Here is a 12,494-nt window from a genome sequence, read left to right as displayed (position 1 = left end):
CAGGGGCGTCACATTCTGGCTGTTGTCGTCGAGGTGAAGGAGGATTACCGTATCCGGGATCTCGACGGAATGGCCGGTTGCCGGCAAGGTCAGGCTGCTGTCGTTGCTGGTCGTGGTTACGTTCTCCAGGAACAGGGACGGAGGGGTGGAGATGGTGCCCGAGTAATTCTTGCCCAAGGTGACGTTCTGCGCGCTGAAGGTATTGGCCGTGTGGTCGACGGTCAGGTTCCACGTCGCACTGGTCCCACCAGCACCACTGGATGCACTTGATGTGCCCGACCAGGCGCCCTGGGCCGCCGACCCCCCAGGAAACAATGCATTGTTGCTGCCGCCGCAACCGTAAGTCGCAGCCATCGCCAACAGCAAAAGCCCTAGCGACAGCAGATAAACCAGATTCTTGCGAGGCCTCATTTTGCTCTCCTTTGGATGCGCCATCTGCCCACTGAAGGTGCGATACAAGACAAGCCGCCAAGTCGGACAAACCGAGCGCTCATGATCTCTACCTTGCTACGCAAACCTTGAAAATGGGCCGAGGGTCTTCTGGGGGAAAGACTCCGCTTACTTTACTCCTTAATTAGGCCGACTGGATAGTTTTGCAACCCCCCCCCAAAAAAAAGTGTGGCACCTCGCAGGTGTTACCTACCCCCGCTTAGGAACTTAGATGTAACTCCTTAATTATCACTCGCTTGCTGGCTACCGCATCCCCGCCACCACGACCGAATGGGATGTCGCCCCGCGAAGGGGCTCAGGTCGCGGTCCGATCCGCCGTCCGTTTTTTCTAAGCCCGAGTCCCCAATCCCACACGTCGCTGGCGGTTGAACTTGGCAGTCGTGCTGTCAAGCCTCTATGGAGAGTTGGGTTGCCTCTTGCTGACGGCTGAGGGCTGGTCTTCCGACTGGCTACTGACCACTGGCTAGAGCCACTGGTTCTTCTGGTGAGCACGGAAGGATTCGAACTTGAGCCGTCTTGCGGGCGTGAGGCCGCTAGGGCGGCCGGGAGCCCGCAGGCGAAATCCCGACCCTGAGCGAAGCGAACGGGGAGGGACCTCTCTCAAGGAACGGCTCGCAGAAAACTTGGTGAGCGCGGAAGGATTCGAACCTTCGACCCATGCCTTAAAAGGGCATTGCTCTACCGGACTGAGCTACGCGCCCACCGAGCTTCAAATCTAGCACAGCCCCAAGCCTTCGTGGCGGAACCCTTCAGCGCTCGACCAGAGATTCCAGGGTGGCGAAGAATTCAGGGTAGGAGACAGCGGCGGCTTGGGCGCCGCTGAGGGTGGTCTCGCCCTCAGCGCGGAGGGCGGCGACGGCGAAGGCCATGGCGATACGGTGGTCGCCGGCAGAGTCCACGCGCGCGCCGCGCAGCCGCTGGCGGCCGGGGATGCGCAGGCCGTCCTCGCGCTCTTCTACCTCTGCGCCCATGGCGCGCAGGCCGGCGGCGATGGCGGCGATGCGGTCGGATTCTTTCACGCGCAGCTCGCGCGCGTCGCGAATCTCGATTCCCTCTTCCGTGTAGGGCGCGATCGCGGCGAGCACCGGCAGCTCGTCAATGAGCGCGGCGGTCTGCGCGCCGGAGATGCTCGCGCCTTTGAGCGCCGCGGCTTCCAGCTTTACCGTGCCGACAAGCTCTCCGTTGTGGACTTCGAGGCTCAAGGTGAGGATGCGGGCGCCCATGGCAGCCAGCACGTCGAGCACGGCGGCGCGCGTCGGGTTGAGCAGCAGGTCTTCGATGGTGAGGCTCGATTCGGGAAACAGCGCCGCGGCGCAGAGGAAGAAGGCGGCGGTGGAGATGTCTGCGGGAATGGGCGCCTCGATGGCGCGCAACTTCTGCCCGCCGGTGATGCCCACCCGATTGCGCGTCCGGGTGATCTCTGCGCCAAAAGCTTGCAGCGCCAGTTCGCCGTGGTCGCGGGTGGGCAGCGGTTCTTCCACAAAGGTTTGGCCTTCGGCGAGCAATCCAGCAAAGAGCACGGACGATTTCACCTGGGCGCTGGCCACGGGCATCTTGTAATCGATGGCGCGGAGCTTCGCTCCGGTGATGCGCAGCGGGGGCCGGGCGCCCTCGGCCGAGGAAATGTGCGCGCCCATTACGGTGAGCGGCTCGATGACGCGGGCCATGGGACGGCGGGAGAGCGAGGCGTCGCCGGCGAGCTCGCTGGCAAAGTTCTGCGCCGCGAGAATCCCGGTCAGCATGCGCATGGTGGAACCGGAGTTGCCACAGTCGAGTGGCGCGGAGGGCGCCCCGAGCTCCCTGCCCCGGCCTTCGATCTCGACCCGGCCGCCTCCCGTCTGCTCCACGCCGCAACCCAGGGCGCGCAGGCATCCGAGGGTGTGAGCGCAGTCCTCGCCGGTGGAGAAGTTCTCGAGAACCGTACGGCCATCGGCCAGGGCCGCCAGCATGGCGTAGCGGTGGGAGATGGATTTGTCGCCGGGAAGGCGCAGCGTCCCGACCAGATTGCGCGCTGGCTGCAGGATGATTTCGTTTTTCATGGAAACGACGAGGCGTTTTTCATGAAAGAAGCGAGGTCTCGGGCGTAAGCGTCTGATTATAGAGCCCTTGGAGACTCAGCGCCGCGTGCTCGCTGCCGCTTCCGCCAGGACTTCCTTGGGCACTTGCTTCAGCGTGACGTGGAACTCGAACATGGGAGTGTCGGAGCCGCGACCCCAACGGTTGACCTCCCAGTGAGCGCGCAGGAATTTCACGTCAGGGTGCGCACTGAGGTCGAGGAGCAGCGGGTGCTGGCCGACGTAGAACTTCTGGGGGAAGGCGGCGAGGGACCTCGGGCCCCAGGCCGTGCCGTCGGCCGAGCCCCAGAGGCTGACGTCGAGCGCCTCCTGCTCGACGATGCGGGTGATGTGCAGGGTTGCGAGCAAGGTCGAGCCAGCGGCGGCGCTCACATCCACAGGCGCGCCGTCACCTTGGGCGGTGACGGTAGTCTTTTCGGGGACGAGGTAGGCGTCGAGCATCGATTGCCGATTGTAGATTGCCGATTGCCGAATTTCAAAACTTTGGAAGGTACGGTTTCAGGCCGTGCAGAAAGTCACGGATCACCTTCCCGGCGGAATTACGCTGCTCGTAGATGGCGAGGTGGCCGGCGCTGGGGATGACCTCGAGGCGGCTGCCAGGGATGTGCTGATGGATGAACTCGGCGTCGGCCGGGGGAGTGAGCGTGTCCTCGGCGCCGACCAGAACGAGCGTGGGCACGTTCACGGTGGCGAGCGTAGGGACCGAATCCGGACGCGCGGCCATTCCCTGCTGTATGGCGACGATGCCCGCGGCGGTCATCTTCGCCATCATCTTGCGCGCGCCGTCGACCACGTCTGGGCGGTTGTCGCGTGTGTGCTGGCCGAGGAGTTTGGGAACCATGCTTTCCAGGAAAGCGGCCGGACCGTTCTTCTGAACTTCTTCCGCGGACTTCAGGCGCGCGGCGCGGCCTTCCTCGGTATCCGCAGAGGCGCGGGTGTCGGAGAGGATGAGCGCCGCCACGCGCTCGCGATGCCGCCGCCAGAACTCGAAGAGCACATAGCCGCCGACGGAAACGCCGGCAAAGATGGCTTTGCGGACTTTATTGACATCGCACAGGCGGGCCAGGTCGGCGGCGTGCTTCTCCATGGTGGCCGGCCCGGCACCCGGGGTGGAGTCGCCATGCCCGCGCAGGTCGTAAGCGATCAGTCGGTAGCGCGAGGCCAGCATGTCGGCCACGCCCATCCAGAAGCGGTGATTGGTGGGAAAGGGATGAAGCAGGACAAGGTCCGGGCCTTCGCCCAGAATCTCATAGTGAATCTCTGCGTCCTGGCTGGAGAGGCGCATACCACAACCCTACCACTTCGGCCTTGCTCAGGGTAGGTCGCTCCGAAGCCGGGAGCAGTCAGATGGGGCAACCTACGAGTTCTGAGCTTGCACGGGCGGCGCGGCGGGCGCGGACAGCTTTTCGGGCTCGGTGGGAACCACGATCCAGGCGATGACGTAAGCCAGAACGCCGCCGCCGCCGAAGAGCGCCACCAGCACCCAGGCCACGCGGACCACGCTGACGTCTAGGTCAAAATACTCCGCGAAGCCCCGGCAGACTCCGGCGAACACCCTTCCCTCGCGAGGGCGCACCAGGCGGCGGCGCGCGACGTCGGCTCCCACGCGCTTGCCGCAGTAGGCGCAAAGCAGATGGTCTTCCTGGATGACCTTACCGCAGTAGTTGCAGTACATGGCTATGCCTCCCGATGGGGGATACGGCCGGGGGCGGAGAAAAGTTCCGGCGACCGGGGCGGGGCAACCCCGGCGCTACGGAAGGCGATAGGGCTCGCGGAGGTGCTTGCGGGCGGTCTGGGCCTGCTCGGAATCAGGCTGTGCGGCGATTACCGCGTTGTACCGCTGGACGGCGAGGTCGCGCTTCTGTAGCAGGTCGTACATCTCGCCGGCGGCCAAGGTGGCTTTGCGGCGCAGTTCGGGTTCGGTGCGGGGAAAAGCCAGGACGGAGTCGTAGGCCTCGGCGGCGGCGGCGATCTGGCGCTGGCCGCGCAGCGACTCGCCCAGTCCCCAGGCGGCGAGTTCCAGGTGGGGATAGAAGTAAGAGCCGGCGCGGCCGGCGTTCAGAACTTTGCGATAGGCGGCGATGGCTTCCTGTCCGCGCCCGGCGTCGTTGAGGATGTTGGCTTCCTCTAGCGCGAGGAGGAAATTGCGGGGGTAGGCGGCGCTGAGGCCGCGGGCCACCTGGAGCGCGTCCAGGAAGCGCTGCTCGCGGCGCAGGAAGACGGCGAGCATGATGCGCGCGTCCACGCTGGTCTCCTTGCCGTGCGCCCCGGCGTCGGCGAGATAGCTCAGGCCCTTCTCTCTGCTACCGCCGTGGCCGGTGAATTGGGCCAGCACCTTGATGAAGAACGGCAGGTTGGCTGAGATGTATTCGTGGATGCCGACCACGGCCTTGGCGTCGGCGTAGCCGGGCGAAAGGCGGAGCACTTCTTCGTGGTCGCTGCGCGCGCCCCAGGCCGACTTGAGCGCCGCGTACCACGACTTCTCCACCAGTCCGATGTAAGTGGCGCGTAGGCTGCGGGTGACGCCGCGGGCATAGAGGGCGTCCACGTCCTTGGGATTCGCGCTTAGGCGCGCCTCGGAGAGTGCGAGGGCGCGGTCAGTGAGCTGGCGGATGCGCTCGCGCGCAGCCGGGTCAATGGGAAACTGCCGCCGGTCGAGAAAGCTGTTATTGGAGTAGAGGCTGGTATCGAGCGCTCCGGCGCGGTAAAGCTCGCGGAAAAGCACCGCGGAGAGCAGATGGTTGACGGCAAAGGGATCGTCGGGACTGGCTTCGGCGGCGCGCTCGAAGTTGCGGATGGCGCCGTCGTAGTCCATCACGTAGTAAGCGGCGAAGCCGCTCGTGGTGAAGGCCGCGGCGATGGTAGAGGGATCTTCGGGAGCGGCGGCGGCGAAGCTCGCGAGCAGGCAGAAGAGCAGCGCGCCGAGGACAGAGCGTGGGAAGCGGCCCATAAAGAGGTCGCCTTGCAGTTTAACCGATTTCACCGATGGGAGCGCTCACAGCGGAATCACGGAGTCGGCGCGCTGGCGCTCGAGGCGGATGGCCTCCGCCAGCTCGTGGCGCTTGATCTTGAGCGAGGCGGTGCGCGGGAAGTCTTGCTCCCACAGCACATAGCCGTGGACACGCTTGAAGTCCGGCAGGCGGCGGTTGCGGGCTTCGAGGTCGCGGCGCAGTGAGTCGGGAACTTCGGCCCCGCCGTCCAGGCGCAGGACGATGACGAGTTGCTCGCCGCCCAGGCCGCGTTCGGCCCAGATGTAGTTGGCGGCGAAGACGCTGTATTCCTTCACCGCCAGGCCCTCGAAGGCATTCTCGATGTCCTCGGGATAGATGTTCTTGCCGCCGGCGGTGACGATCATGTTCTTCTTGCGGCCGAAAAGTTGCAGGTGGCCGGAGGAGTCCAGGCGTCCCAGGTCGCCGGTGAAGAGCCAGCCGTCACGGAGGGTCTCGGCGGTGAGTTCGGGCTCGTCGAGGTACTGGGACATGAGAGTCTGGCTGCGGACGGCGACTTCGCCGATGCCGTCCGAAGCGGGCTCGACGATGCGCACCTCCATGCCGGGGAGCGGCCGGCCGACCGTGTCCGGACGGAAGGGCTTGAAGTCGTTGACGGTGATGGCGGTGCCGGCTTCGGTGAGGCCGTAGCCGTTGGACACGGCGATGCCCAGGTCATAGAAGAACTGCAGCGTGGCGGGCTCGGTGAAGGCGCCGCCGACGAAGAGCGCGCGCAATTCCCCGCCGAAGGCAGCATGCACCTGGCCGAGCAGTATGCGACTGAGCTTCAGGTGCGGGCGTCGCCAGGTGAGCGCGCGGTTGAGTGCGATGAGCGAGTTCAGCATCAGGCGCTTAGCAGCCGGCAGAGCGGCGAAGCGGTCGCGCAGTCCCTTCTCCAGGTTCTTGAGCACCAGCGGGACGAGGGCCATGTAGGTGATCTTGTAGCGGGGGAAGGCTTCGCGGACGAACTCCGGGCGGAGGGTGCGCAGGTGCACGACCGCGGCACCACAGGTGAAGGGGCCGATGAATCCCACCATGAAGTCAATGGCGTGGTTGGTGGGTAGGATGCTCAGGTAGCGCACGCCCGGCCAGAAGGGATAGAGCGCGGTCAGGGAGACGCACTGCTCGAGGTAGTTGCCGTGGGTCATCACGCAGCCCTTGGGGTGGCCTCCGGTGCCGGAGGAGTAGACGATCGAGGCCCAGTCGTCACGTGTGCGCGGGACGAAGGCGGACTCGGCGGCGGATTTGAATTCCTCCCAGCGGCGCGCGCCGGCGAGGTCCGCGCTGGGCGGAGCTTCGGTCACCAGGATGGTCGCAGCTTTCAGGTTGCTGAACTCCGGCGCTGCCGCGATGGCGCGCCACAGGTGGTACTCCACGATCAAGACCTTGGCTTTCGAATGGGCGAGAAGCGCAAGGTGCTCGCTGGCGGTGAGCTTGTAGTCGAGCGGCACCAGCACTCCGCCGCAGTAGAAGATGGCGTAGGCGGAGATGAGCCACTTGGACTGGTTGGTCATGATGATGGCGGCGCGGTCGCCGGCAGCGAAGCCCGCATCTTGCAGGGCGCGGGCCAGGGGCAGGGCGGCTTCTCCGAACTGGCGGTAGGTGAGGCGGCAGTTCTCGCGCTCGCGGTCGGCCTCGATCAGGCAGACTTCGTTGGGCCAGTGGACGAGGGCCTCGCGCAAGGCCGAGCCGAGGGAGGAGTGTTGGGTGAGGTCAAGCATCTATGAGAATCGTGTGATTGGATGATCGGGTCATTGGGTCATTGAAACACGGAATGATTCACCACGGGCGGCCAGGAGCGCAAATGGCCATATGGATCGATGACTCGATGGCTCGATTACAGGCGGGCCTGGATCTTGCCGGCGAGGGTGCGGAAGTCGGAGACGCCCTGCAGCTCATAGTCGGGCAGCTCGACCTGGAAGTGGTTCTCGAGGCGGGTGAGCAGTTCGAGCGTCTGCAGGCTGTCGATGCCCAGCTTCTTGAAGAAGTCGTCGTCGGGCGAGAGCTGCTCGCGCGGCACCTTGAAGTGAGTGGCTGCCAGGGTAAGAATCTGGTCGAGGGTCTGGTCGAGGGTAGGCATCGCAAGTCTCTTAGACCCTATGGTTGATCGAGGATGACACTGTCCACTTTGAAGCTTGTAGGGGGATAGTCGCCCAAAACGGCCTGAAACTCAAGTTGACTCGCGGGAACTGTTGCCACGACAAACGAGTGCCTCTTGGCGCCATCAATGGAGAACCCCACGAACTGAACTGGATAGCGGGTCTTCCCGTCCGTGATGTACAAGTCCTTCTTGCGGTCGTCTTCAGAAAGGTCGAGGTAGCTCAACTTCAGGAACACGTACCCGGGCTTTTCCGGGAAACCGTCCGAAGGTCCGAGGGGATGCCCCTTGTAGCGCGTCGCCGACAGGACTTTCAGAGGGGACTGAGCGCAGGCGCTGAGCCCAATGGCCATGGCGCAGGCGATCAATACGAGCATGTTTCTTCTCGCGTGCATAGGCGTTCCTCCTTTGACGCGGCTAAGCCTCACGGCAGATACGGCTGGGCGCCGGTGCTCTCCACGAACTTCCTCAGGCCGGCTTTGACGGCGGGGCGGGCGAGGAGTTCGCAGAAGAGGTCGATCTCGCGGCGCAAGTCGTCGTGCGGGATGGGCTTAAGGAACTTCTTGGCGGCGATGCGCGTCTCGCGGTCGAACTTGCCGACTTGCGCGGCGGTGGCGCGAGCCAGGCGCAGAGCTTCTCCCTCGGCCGCCACCTGGCTGACCAGTCCCACGCTCAGCGCGCGGCTGGCGTTCAAGCTGCGCCCGGTGAGCAGCAGGTCGCGGACGACGGCGTTGCCCAGGTCGCGCTTGAGGCGGGGAATGCCGCCCCAGCCGGGGATGAGGCCCAAGCGCAGCTCGGGGAAGCAGAAGCGGGCCATCTTGTCGGCGATGATGAGGTCGCAGGCCAGGGCCAGCTCGAAGCCACCGCCGAAGCAGACGCCGTGGACGGCGGCGATGGTGGTGAGCGGCGCGGCGTCGATCGTGTTCATGACGCGGTGGATCCGCTCCAGGAAGTCACGCGCGCCGGCAGCGACTTCTTTCGTCGGGTGCTGCTCCATGAGGGAATGGAGCTCGCGCAGGTCGGCCCCAGCGGAGAAACCGGCCTTCATCCGGCTATAGAGGATGAGGGCGTGAGCGTCGGCGCTTCCCTTCTCCAGGGCGGCGGCGAATTGTTCCAGCTCTTCGAGGGTCGCCCGGCTGATCTCGTTGCAGGGCTCGCGGTGGAGCGCCAGTTCGATGGCGCCGTCGGCCAGTTCCCAAGAGAGTGTCTTGCCTTTGAAGTCCTTCATGCCTGTTTTGCTGCGTACAACGATTCAATGTCATCGCTGAAGCGCGCCGTGATGGCGTCGCGCTTCAGCTTGCCGTTGGCGGTGAGCAACCTGTTCTCGATGGTGAAGGCTTCCTCCAACACCTGGAAATTGTGGATGCGGCGGTAGTGCGGCAGGTCGGCGTTCAGTTTGTCGAGCGCCGCTGAGACTTCCTCGCGCGCCACTTTTCCGGTCACCAGCGCCGCCAGGTAGCTACGGCCGTTGCCCACCAGCATCACCTGCTGCGCCCCGCCAAGCAGGTGCAGCAGCCGGTCCTCCAGGGGCTCGGGGGCGATGTTATGGCCGGAGTTGAGGATAAGCAAATTTTTAACGCGGCCGATGATGCGCCAGTTGCCGCGCTGGTCCACCTCGCCCTGGTCGCCGGTGAGGAACCAGCCATCCTTGAGGACGCTCGCCGTCTGCTCCGGGCGGTTCCAATAGCCGGTGAAGATGTTGGCACCGCGGACCAGGATCTCACCGCTCTCCGCCAGTTTCATCTCGACGCCGGCGATGGCCGGGCCGACGCGCCCGGGCTCGACCCGGCGAGGGTCATCCATGGTGCAGATGGCGGTGGTTTCCGTGAGGCCGTAGACCTGGAGCACGGGGATGCCCAGCATGCGGAAAAACTCCTGGGTCTCGACGGCGAGTGGCGCCGAGCCGCAGATGAGGGCGCGCAGGTTGGGTCCGAGCTTGCTCCGCACTGCACGAAAGACGACCAGGCTGGCGAGCGCCAGCCAGAGGTGGTCGGCGAAGGAAGCTGCCTGGCCGCGGCTCCACGCTCCCTTGGCCCGGCGATAGAGGCCGAGGGCCATGCCGCCGCGCTTCTGCAGCTGGTCCTCCACGCCGCTGCGAATCCTTTCGAGTAGCGCGGGGACGTTGAGGAAGTAGTCGGGCTGGGCGGCGCGGATCTCGTCCGCCAGCTTCGCGAGGTCGGTCGAAAGGGTCAGCACGCTCGCGCGCGAGAGGGCGGTGAGCAGCAGGATCCAGGAGCCAGCGAAGCAGAAGGGCAGGTAGTGGAAGACGCGATCGGTGCCTTGGGGACGGGCCATCAGCAGATCGAGTCGGCCGAGCGTGCAAGAGGCCATGTGGTTGAGGTTGCCGACGTTGAGGATGACGCCCTTGGGCTCGCCCGAGGTGCCAGAGGTATAGATGATGGCGGCGGGGGAGGCGTCCTTCAGGGGGTAGGGGTCCTTCGACTCGGCCGTCGCGTGCGCTCCTGCCTCGCTCAGGATGACAGCGTTCTTTTCTTTGGAGAATACTTGGTCGAAGGTGAAGCTGGGAGGCGCGGCGGGCCAGGCGGTGGCGATGGCGTCGCGCAAGGCGGCGTCGCCGCAGCAGAGGAGCGCAGGCGAGCAGTCCTTCATCATGCCGGCGAGTTCGGTCGGCGCTTGGCGGGCGTAGAGCGGGACGGCGATGAGGCCCTCGGCGAGGATGGCCAGGTCCATGGCCACCCAGCGGATGCTGTTAGGAGCGAGCACGGCGCAGCGGTCGCCGGGCTTGAGTCTACGGCTGCGGAGGAAGGCGCGAGCAGCGCCAATCGCGGAGAGCAACTCCCCGGCAGAGGTCGTGGTGAAACTGGCGCCGCGAACTTCGCGCAGCACCACGCGGGCCAGGTCCTGGCGAAGGCGCTGAAAGATGTTCTCCAGGAAGTTCATCCGCCGTGGGCCTCGACCAGTTTGCGCAGGCTGGGGCTGAGCGGCGGCAGGTAGTCCTCCCAGCTCAGCGGGCCGCGGCGCACGGGAAACTGGGGATAGCGCTCGAGCACGTGCTCCTCGAAGCGCACGCCCATGCGCGCCATGAGCTTCAGGTTGCGGACCACGGTGCGCCCGATGCCGCTGGCGATGCCCTCCCCTTCCTGCATGAGCTTTTGCAGCATGGCGAGGATCTTGGATTCGAGTTCCGGGTCATTCACGGTGGTCAAGAGGTCGGTGTGGCCGCGCTCGCGCATGAGGTTGCGGATGCGCTCGTCGAAGGTAACGCCGGCCGAAGGCACCAGGGCGGGCATGGAGGTGACGATGGCGTGGTAGCGCGAGGAAACCATGAGGCGCGCGGCCCGCAGGATGCTCACCAGTTGGTACATGTCGTACTGATCGGAGGTGAAGACGGGAGCGCCGCCCAGAAGCCCGGCCAGGCGGCGGCAGGCGTCCGCGTCCAGGCGCTCGGTGCCAACGAGGATGGGAAAGACGTCGTGCTGGGTGCGGAAAGCGTTGACGGCGCCGGCCCAGGCGGCGAGGTAGCGCTCGTAAGCCGCGTCCACGGCTGGACCGGAGTTGTGGAAGTACACGGTGCGGTAGTGGCTTTTCGCGTAGGCGCCGGTCAGGCCATGCAGCGCGTACTTCACCAGCGAGGGCCGAACCGGCCAGAAGAAAGGATTGATGGGACAGAGGATAAGGATGGGCGTGCGCTCGTCCCATCCCGCTTCACGCAGAACTTTTCTCGCGTACTCCTGCGGGTGCGGCTCGAAGGTCCAGCCGGTGTCGGTGCCCAGTTCGACGGGAACGCCGAGCTCGGCGAGGACGTTGCGCGACTCCTCGTTGCGGGTGATGACCAGCGACTGGCGAAGGAAGCGACGGCACATGGCGGCCAGCATGCGGTCCATGTGGTCGGCGTCGCCACCGTAGCCCACGCTCAGCCCGTTGCGCGCCGCCGCGATGCCCAGAGAGCCGATCATCATGGTCGTCAAAGCGTTGGCGAACTTGCTCTTGAACATGGAGCCTTCGCAGGCCACCACGCCGTGGTGGCGAGGCACTTCGCGGGCGAGGAAGGGCGGAAAGATGTCGGGCAGGTGGACCTGGGTGGCGTCGCCGAAGTAGCCGCGGGTGAGGTCGAAGTCCTGGGTCATCACGCTGAGCGAGGCGTGCTCGCCCAGGATGCGGCGCACCTGGCGCAGCATCTCGTCCACGCGCAGGTCGGAGCCGGTGTTGCGCGTGCCGTTGTAGCCGGCGAAGAGCAGCCGCAGCTTCTCGCCGGGAGTCCAGGGGGCGCCGGCGCCCAGCACCCAGCCGACCTTGGAGAACTCGATCAGGCCGCTGACCCACGCCTCCAGTACCAGGTCCATCATCCGCTGGCGCCTCCCGAGGCGGGCCATTCCTTGTAGTTGTAGGTGAATCGGTTGTCCTTGCTGAACTTGAGCAGCGGATAGCTGTACTGGGAGAAGGGTGCGGGAGCGCAGCCGCGTTCGGTGACCACGCGAGTGTTGTCGAAGACCGTGTTCCACACCAGGTAAGGCAGGAAGACCTTCATCAGCGTGGCGCCGTAACCGAGCGAGCTTTTGCGCTTGGCCAGGCGCTCGACCAGCGCGGTGAAAGACTTTTCCATGCTGGGGACGAAGCGCGGCTTGCGACTGCGCTGGGCGGAGGCCAGCGCGTCTGTCAGTTCGCGGAAGGTCTGGGAAGCGGTGCCGGAGGATAGATGGTAGATGTCGTGCTCCGGCTTCTCCTTCTGGTGCAACTCGACCACAGAATCGGCGACGAAGTCCACGTTGACGATGTCCACCTTGTCGGTGGGGCGAAAGGGCAGGAAGGGCAGGCCGGCGAGAAAGACGAAGGCGCGCACCATCTCGAACTGCGTGGTCTCGGCGTGGCGGCTGTCGCCCAGCACGATGCTGGGGCGGAAGATGGTGCGCGGGACGTCGGGGA

13 protein-coding genes and 1 tRNA gene are annotated in these 12,494 nt (G+C 65.4%); all 14 read right to left on the bottom strand.

The window, feature by feature from the left end; all coding sequences use genetic code 11:
- Positions 1-411: hypothetical protein (locus tag VGQ94_08205; protein ID HEV2022499.1), on the bottom strand; the 411-nt coding region annotated here is incomplete at its 3' end.
- 663 nt (positions 412-1,074) lie between these two features.
- Positions 1,075-1,151, bottom strand: a tRNA-Lys gene (locus VGQ94_08200).
- 48 nt (positions 1,152-1,199) lie between these two features.
- The gene (gene aroA / locus VGQ94_08195; protein ID HEV2022498.1) at positions 1,200-2,489 is read right to left on the bottom strand and encodes a 3-phosphoshikimate 1-carboxyvinyltransferase; all 1,290 of its coding nucleotides are present in this window, start codon (positions 2,487-2,489) and stop codon (positions 1,200-1,202) included.
- Between the two features lie 75 nt (positions 2,490-2,564).
- Positions 2,565-2,966, bottom strand: a complete 402-nt coding sequence (locus tag VGQ94_08190) for a hypothetical protein (protein ID HEV2022497.1) — start codon at positions 2,964-2,966, stop codon at positions 2,565-2,567.
- Between the two features lie 34 nt (positions 2,967-3,000).
- Complete coding sequence (locus tag VGQ94_08185; GenBank protein HEV2022496.1) at positions 3,001-3,810, bottom strand: alpha/beta fold hydrolase; 810 nt, start codon at positions 3,808-3,810, stop codon at positions 3,001-3,003.
- 72 nt (positions 3,811-3,882) lie between these two features.
- A complete protein-coding gene (locus VGQ94_08180) occupies positions 3,883-4,200 on the bottom strand; it encodes a PspC domain-containing protein (GenBank protein HEV2022495.1) in 318 nt (105 codons plus the stop codon).
- A gap of 75 nt (positions 4,201-4,275) precedes the next feature.
- Positions 4,276-5,475: a hypothetical protein gene (locus tag VGQ94_08175; protein HEV2022494.1), complete on the bottom strand. Its 1,200-nt coding sequence runs from the start codon at positions 5,473-5,475 to the stop codon at positions 4,276-4,278.
- Positions 5,476-5,520: 45 nt separating this feature from the next.
- Positions 5,521-7,233, bottom strand: coding sequence for an AMP-binding protein (locus VGQ94_08170; protein HEV2022493.1), 1,713 nt, complete (start codon positions 7,231-7,233; stop codon positions 5,521-5,523).
- 116 nt (positions 7,234-7,349) lie between these two features.
- Complete coding sequence (locus VGQ94_08165) at positions 7,350-7,592, bottom strand: acyl carrier protein (protein ID HEV2022492.1); 243 nt, start codon at positions 7,590-7,592, stop codon at positions 7,350-7,352.
- Positions 7,593-7,609: 17 nt separating this feature from the next.
- Positions 7,610-7,987 (bottom strand): hypothetical protein, encoded by a 378-nt coding sequence (locus VGQ94_08160; GenBank protein HEV2022491.1) that lies wholly within the window; start codon positions 7,985-7,987, stop codon positions 7,610-7,612.
- A gap of 47 nt (positions 7,988-8,034) precedes the next feature.
- On the bottom strand, positions 8,035-8,838 hold the full coding sequence (locus VGQ94_08155; protein ID HEV2022490.1) for an enoyl-CoA hydratase/isomerase family protein: 804 nt from the start codon (positions 8,836-8,838) through the stop codon (positions 8,035-8,037).
- A complete protein-coding gene (locus tag VGQ94_08150; GenBank protein HEV2022489.1) occupies positions 8,835-10,511 on the bottom strand; it encodes an AMP-binding protein in 1,677 nt (558 codons plus the stop codon). Before VGQ94_08150 ends, VGQ94_08155 begins: the two co-directional genes overlap by 4 nt.
- On the bottom strand, positions 10,508-11,917 hold the full coding sequence (locus VGQ94_08145; protein HEV2022488.1) for a polysaccharide pyruvyl transferase family protein: 1,410 nt from the start codon (positions 11,915-11,917) through the stop codon (positions 10,508-10,510). The genes VGQ94_08150 and VGQ94_08145 overlap by 4 nt, the downstream gene beginning before the upstream one ends.
- A partial coding sequence (locus tag VGQ94_08140; protein HEV2022487.1) for an SDR family oxidoreductase occupies positions 11,914-12,494 on the bottom strand: 581 nt, incomplete at its 5' end. The genes VGQ94_08145 and VGQ94_08140, both read right to left, overlap by 4 nt.

This window comes from Terriglobales bacterium (genome assembly GCA_035937135.1).
GTDB lineage: Bacteria > Acidobacteriota > Terriglobia > Terriglobales > Acidobacteriaceae > DASYVL01.
This window is presented reverse-complemented; position numbering and strand designations above follow the sequence as displayed.

Coding starts and splice junctions, on each gene's coding strand:
- VGQ94_08175 (HEV2022494.1), bottom strand. CDS start 5,475: ATGGGCCGCTTCCCACGCTCTGTCCTCGGCGCGCTGCTCTTCTGCCTG.
- VGQ94_08190 (HEV2022497.1), bottom strand. CDS start 2,966: ATGCTCGACGCCTACCTCGTCCCCGAAAAGACTACCGTCACCGCCCAA.
- aroA (HEV2022498.1), bottom strand. CDS start 2,489: ATGAAAAACGAAATCATCCTGCAGCCAGCGCGCAATCTGGTCGGGACG.
- VGQ94_08150 (HEV2022489.1), bottom strand. CDS start 10,511: ATGAACTTCCTGGAGAACATCTTTCAGCGCCTTCGCCAGGACCTGGCC.
- VGQ94_08170 (HEV2022493.1), bottom strand. CDS start 7,233: ATGCTTGACCTCACCCAACACTCCTCCCTCGGCTCGGCCTTGCGCGAG.
- VGQ94_08185 (HEV2022496.1), bottom strand. CDS start 3,810: ATGCGCCTCTCCAGCCAGGACGCAGAGATTCACTATGAGATTCTGGGC.
- VGQ94_08180 (HEV2022495.1), bottom strand. CDS start 4,200: ATGTACTGCAACTACTGCGGTAAGGTCATCCAGGAAGACCATCTGCTT.
- VGQ94_08165 (HEV2022492.1), bottom strand. CDS start 7,592: ATGCCTACCCTCGACCAGACCCTCGACCAGATTCTTACCCTGGCAGCC.
- VGQ94_08160 (HEV2022491.1), bottom strand. CDS start 7,987: ATGCTCGTATTGATCGCCTGCGCCATGGCCATTGGGCTCAGCGCCTGC.
- VGQ94_08145 (HEV2022488.1), bottom strand. CDS start 11,917: ATGATGGACCTGGTACTGGAGGCGTGGGTCAGCGGCCTGATCGAGTTC.
- VGQ94_08155 (HEV2022490.1), bottom strand. CDS start 8,838: ATGAAGGACTTCAAAGGCAAGACACTCTCTTGGGAACTGGCCGACGGC.